This window comes from uncultured Stenotrophomonas sp. (assembly GCF_945952405.1).
Taxonomy (GTDB): domain Bacteria; phylum Pseudomonadota; class Gammaproteobacteria; order Xanthomonadales; family Xanthomonadaceae; genus Stenotrophomonas.
This window is the reverse complement of the sequence record NZ_CAMFIA010000045.1, coordinates 1-3,894: the sequence shown is the minus strand read 5'-3', so window position 1 is coordinate 3,894 and position 3,894 is coordinate 1. Positions and strand designations below refer to the sequence as shown.

The 3,894-nt window shown below is 67.7% G+C and carries 2 protein-coding genes, 1 rRNA gene and 1 pseudogene; 2 read left to right on the top strand and 2 right to left on the bottom strand.

Annotated elements, in window-relative coordinates; genetic code table 11:
- Positions 1-146 precede the first annotated feature (146 nt).
- Positions 147-261 (top strand): 5S ribosomal RNA (rrf, locus tag Q0P60_RS20575).
- 246 nt (positions 262-507) lie between these two features.
- Here the strand turns inward: rrf and Q0P60_RS20570 are convergent.
- A complete protein-coding gene (locus Q0P60_RS20570; RefSeq protein WP_294997445.1) occupies positions 508-2,223 on the bottom strand; it encodes a M28 family metallopeptidase in 1,716 nt (571 codons plus the stop codon).
- An 86-nt stretch (positions 2,224-2,309) separates the two neighbouring features.
- Positions 2,310-2,972, bottom strand: coding sequence for a hypothetical protein (locus Q0P60_RS20565; RefSeq protein ID WP_294997444.1), 663 nt, complete (start codon positions 2,970-2,972; stop codon positions 2,310-2,312).
- A gap of 95 nt (positions 2,973-3,067) precedes the next feature.
- Between Q0P60_RS20565 and Q0P60_RS20560 the strand changes: the two are divergent.
- Positions 3,068-3,894, top strand: a pseudogene (locus tag Q0P60_RS20560) (peptidase M23); the annotation flags it as partial.

Sequence of the window (3,894 nt, the reverse complement as noted above, 5' to 3'; positions counted from 1 at the left end):
AGGTCATCGCCAGGGTTTACACCCAAAACCCCGCTGCTTACGCAGCGGGGTTTTTTCTATTAAGTGAAGGCACTGCAATTCTGGTTCCTTCCGCCCCAAGGGCAAGATCGCGAAGCTGGCGCTGCAAGCGCTGCTGCAACCGTCTCCCTGGTGAAATTAGCGCTGTGGAACCACCCGATCCCATCCCGAACTCGGAAGTGAAACGCAGCTGCGCCGATGGTAGTGTGGCTCAAGCCATGCGAGAGTAGGTCATCGCCAGGGTTTATACCCAAAACCCCGCTGCTCACGCAGCGGGGTTTTTCTTTGCGCCCGAACGCGGGCAGTAGATCCACGCCACGCGTGGATGGACGGCGCCGACCAAGGTCGGCGGCTACCAGGCCCTGGATGGACGGCGCCGACCAGGGTCGGCGGCTACCCGCTCCGGTCGCTGCCGTTGTGCTGCGATCGCAGGCACATAAAAAGCGGCGCCCCGGGGGGCGCCGCTTCAGTGGCCTCCAGCGCTCGGCGTTACTTCGCCGCGGCCGGGGCCTTGTCCTTCATCATCGCGTCGCGGGCCGCCTTGAACGGGTTGCCTGCATACCAGTTCGGCCACCGGTCGCCTGCGGCCAGTTCCTTGCCGACGCCGTACATCAGCTGCAGGTCCTCGACGGTGCCATCCAGCTTCCAGGTGGCCGCATCGAACTCGTCCTTCGGGCCGTGGTAACGGTTGGCGCCGTAGTCGGCGGCGGCCTTGCGGCCGGCCTCCACGCCACCCTCGCGCAGGTCCTCGCCGCCATCGGCGTACAGCGCCGGCACGCCGGCCTTGGCGAAGTTGAAGTGGTCGGAGCGGAAGTAGAAGCCACTCTGCACCGACGTCTCACCATGCAGCGTACGGCCCTGGGCGGCGGCCAGCGGCTTGAGGATGTCTTCCAGCTCCGAGCTGCCGAAGCCGGTGACGGTCACGTCCTTGGCACGGCCTGCCACCGACATTGCATCGATGTTGATCACGCCGGCGATCTTGTCCAGCGGGAAGGTCGGATGGGCCACGTAGTACTTCGAGCCCAGCAGGCCGGACTCCTCCAGGGTTACCGCCAGGAACACCACCGAACGCTCCGGCTTCGGCTGCTGGTGGGCCATGGCTTCGGCCACCTCCAGGATGCCGGCCACGCCGGTCGCGTTGTCGACCGCACCGTTGTAGATGTTGTCGCCGGTTTCACCCTCGTGCTTGCCCAGGTGGTCCCAGTGCGCCATGTACAGCACGGCCTCATCGGCACGGGTGCTGCCCGGCAGTACGCCGACCACGTTACGCGACTGCTTCTGCGCAATCCGGCTCTTCAGGTCGACTGCGGCGCTGGCCTTCAGCGGCACCGGCTTGAAGCCGCGCTTGCTGGCGTCCTTGTAGGCCTGCGCCAGGTCCAGGCCGGCACCGGCGAACAGCGCCTTGGCGGCCTCCGCACTCAGCCAGCCCTGCACCGGGATGCGGGCTTCCGGATCATCCTTGGCCGGCAGGTCGTACTGCGGGCCGGCCCAGGAGTTCTTCACCACGTCCCAGCCGTAGGAGGCACCGGCGGTGTCGTGCACGATCAGCGCGGCGGCGGCGCCCTTGCGCGCGGCCTCCTCGAATTTGTAGGTCCAGCGGCCGTAATAGGTCATGCGCTTGCCGTCGAACAGCTTCTCGTCATCAACGTGGAAGCCCGGATCGTTGACGAACATCACGACCGTCTTGCCCTTCCAGTCCTGGCCGGCATAGTCGTTCCACTTCTGCTCCGGCGCATCGACGCCGTAGCCGACGAACACCAGGTCGCTGGCATCGACCTTCACCTCGGCCTGGCCGGTGCGGGTACCCACCACCATATCGGTGCCGAACTTCAGTTCGGTGGTCTTGCCGCCCTGGGTGATCTTCAGCACGGTCGCTTCGTCGGCCGTGGTCTCGGTCATCGGCACGTCCTGGAACCAGCTGTCGCCGTTGCCCGGCTGCAGGCCGATGCGCTGCATCTGGTCGCGGATGTAATTGACCGTCAGCTCTTCGCCCTTGCTGCCCGGGGCGCGGCCTTCGAACTCATCCGAGGCCAGGGTCTTGACCATCTCGGCGAAGTCGCCGGCGTTGATCTCCGGGGAGAACACATGCGCGGCCGGCTTCGCTGCCGCGGTGTCGGTGGCCGGCGTGGTCGCCGGAGTGTCTTCGCCTTTGCAGGCACTGAGTGCGGCCGCAGCGGCCAGGCACAGGAGGAGTTTGCGGGGCATCGTCGATTCCTGGAAAACAAAGGGCGGCCGCACGTCTTGCACGACCGGTATCAGCGAGCAGCAGCGGACCGGGCGGCCCGCTGCGCTCAGTCCGCCGGGGCGGTTTCGGTGTCGAACGGGATCGGCTCGGCGCCGGTGACCGGCCCGATGCGGGCGGTGCGGTGCACGTACAACACCACTTCGCGTTCGAATTGAAGCGGGCCATTGACCACGGCATTGGGGCCGATGATCACGCGTGGCTTGCGGCTGGCGGTCAGCGAGACGCTGAAGTTGGGCTTGCGCACATGCACGCCGCCGCTGACCTGCGAGCCGATGCCGACGGTGATGTCACCGTTGACCGTTTCCACGTCCTTGCCGACGCGGCTTTCGACCAGGCCGATGCCGCCGTTGACGGTTTCCACGCCGCCTTCGATCTGGCTGCCGCGGTCGGCGAAGATGCTGCCGTTGACGGTGCTGACGCTGCCGCGTGCGATGACCTCGCGGCCCAGGCGCACACCGCCGTTGACCGTCTCGATCTTGCCCGTGCGCGCACGGTCGGCGACCTTCACCCCGCCGTTGACGGTGTCGATGCTGCCGGTCTCGACGCCTTCGCCGACGCGGATGCCGCCATTGACGGTATCCAGCTTGCCGTAGCGCTGGCCGGGTTCGGCGCTGATGCTGCCGTTGACCTTGCTGATGTCGTCCTGGGCGCCGACCGGGCCGGCGGCGAGCAGGACGCCCAACAGCAGCGGAATGGAAAGAGTTTTCATGGGGACCTCGATGGATGTGCGGCTGGCAGGCCGCGTGCGGAGATGTCACCATTCCCCGGTACCCCCTGCAACTGCCTGAAGTCACTGGAAAGCCCTTGCGCGACAACGCCTTCCCATCACGCCGACATCACATCACCGCCGCACGCGGTGGGCGCTGCCTGCTGTTGGGGCTGGCCATCGCCCTGGCCGTGCCGCTGCCGGGTGCCGCGCAGACGACCCGCGAAACCGAGCGCAAGCTGCAGAAGCTGCGCACCGAGCTGAAGGGCGTGGCGCAGGAGCGCAAGCAGATCGAGGGCCAACGCGGCCAGGCCTCGCAGCAGCTGCGCGAGGCCGATGAGAAGGTGGCACGCAGTGGCCGTGCACTGGCGCAGACCGAAACCGCCCTGCGTGATCAGGGCCGGGCCCTGGCCGAGGCCGAGCAGCGCCGCAGCACCCTGCAGGGCAACCTGGCCCAGCAGCACCGCGAGCTGGCCGGCCTGCTGCGCGCGGCCTACCAGCTGGGCAACCACGCACCGCTGAAGCTGCTGCTGTCGCAGGACACGGTTGCCGATGCCAACCGCGCCCTGGCCTACCACCGTTACCTGCAGCGTGAACGTGCGCAGCGCATCACCACCCTGACCGCCGACCTGAAGGAACTGGAAGCGCTGCAGGCACAGATCGCCGAGCGCCAGCAGAAGCTGCAGGGCGCGCAGCGCGACCAGAAGCAGCAGGCTGCCACGCTGGCGGCCGATCGCCGTGACCGTGCGCAGACCGTGGCCTCGCTGGACGAACGCTTCAAGGATCGGCGCGAGAAGGAACAGGCGCTGGGCCAGGACGCCAAGGCGCTGGAAACGCTGCTGGCCAATCTGCGCGCTGCCGCCGCCCGCGCCGAAGCCGAGCGCCGCGCCGCCGCGCGCCGTGCCGCGGCGGAGAAGGCCGCGGC

Excerpts from the sequence above, each read along its gene's own strand:
- Q0P60_RS20565 (WP_294997444.1), bottom strand. The coding sequence starts at position 2,972 with ATGAAAACTCTTTCCATTCCGCTGCTGTTGGGCGTCCTGCTCGCCGCC.
- Q0P60_RS20570 (WP_294997445.1), bottom strand. The coding sequence starts at position 2,223 with ATGCCCCGCAAACTCCTCCTGTGCCTGGCCGCTGCGGCCGCACTCAGT.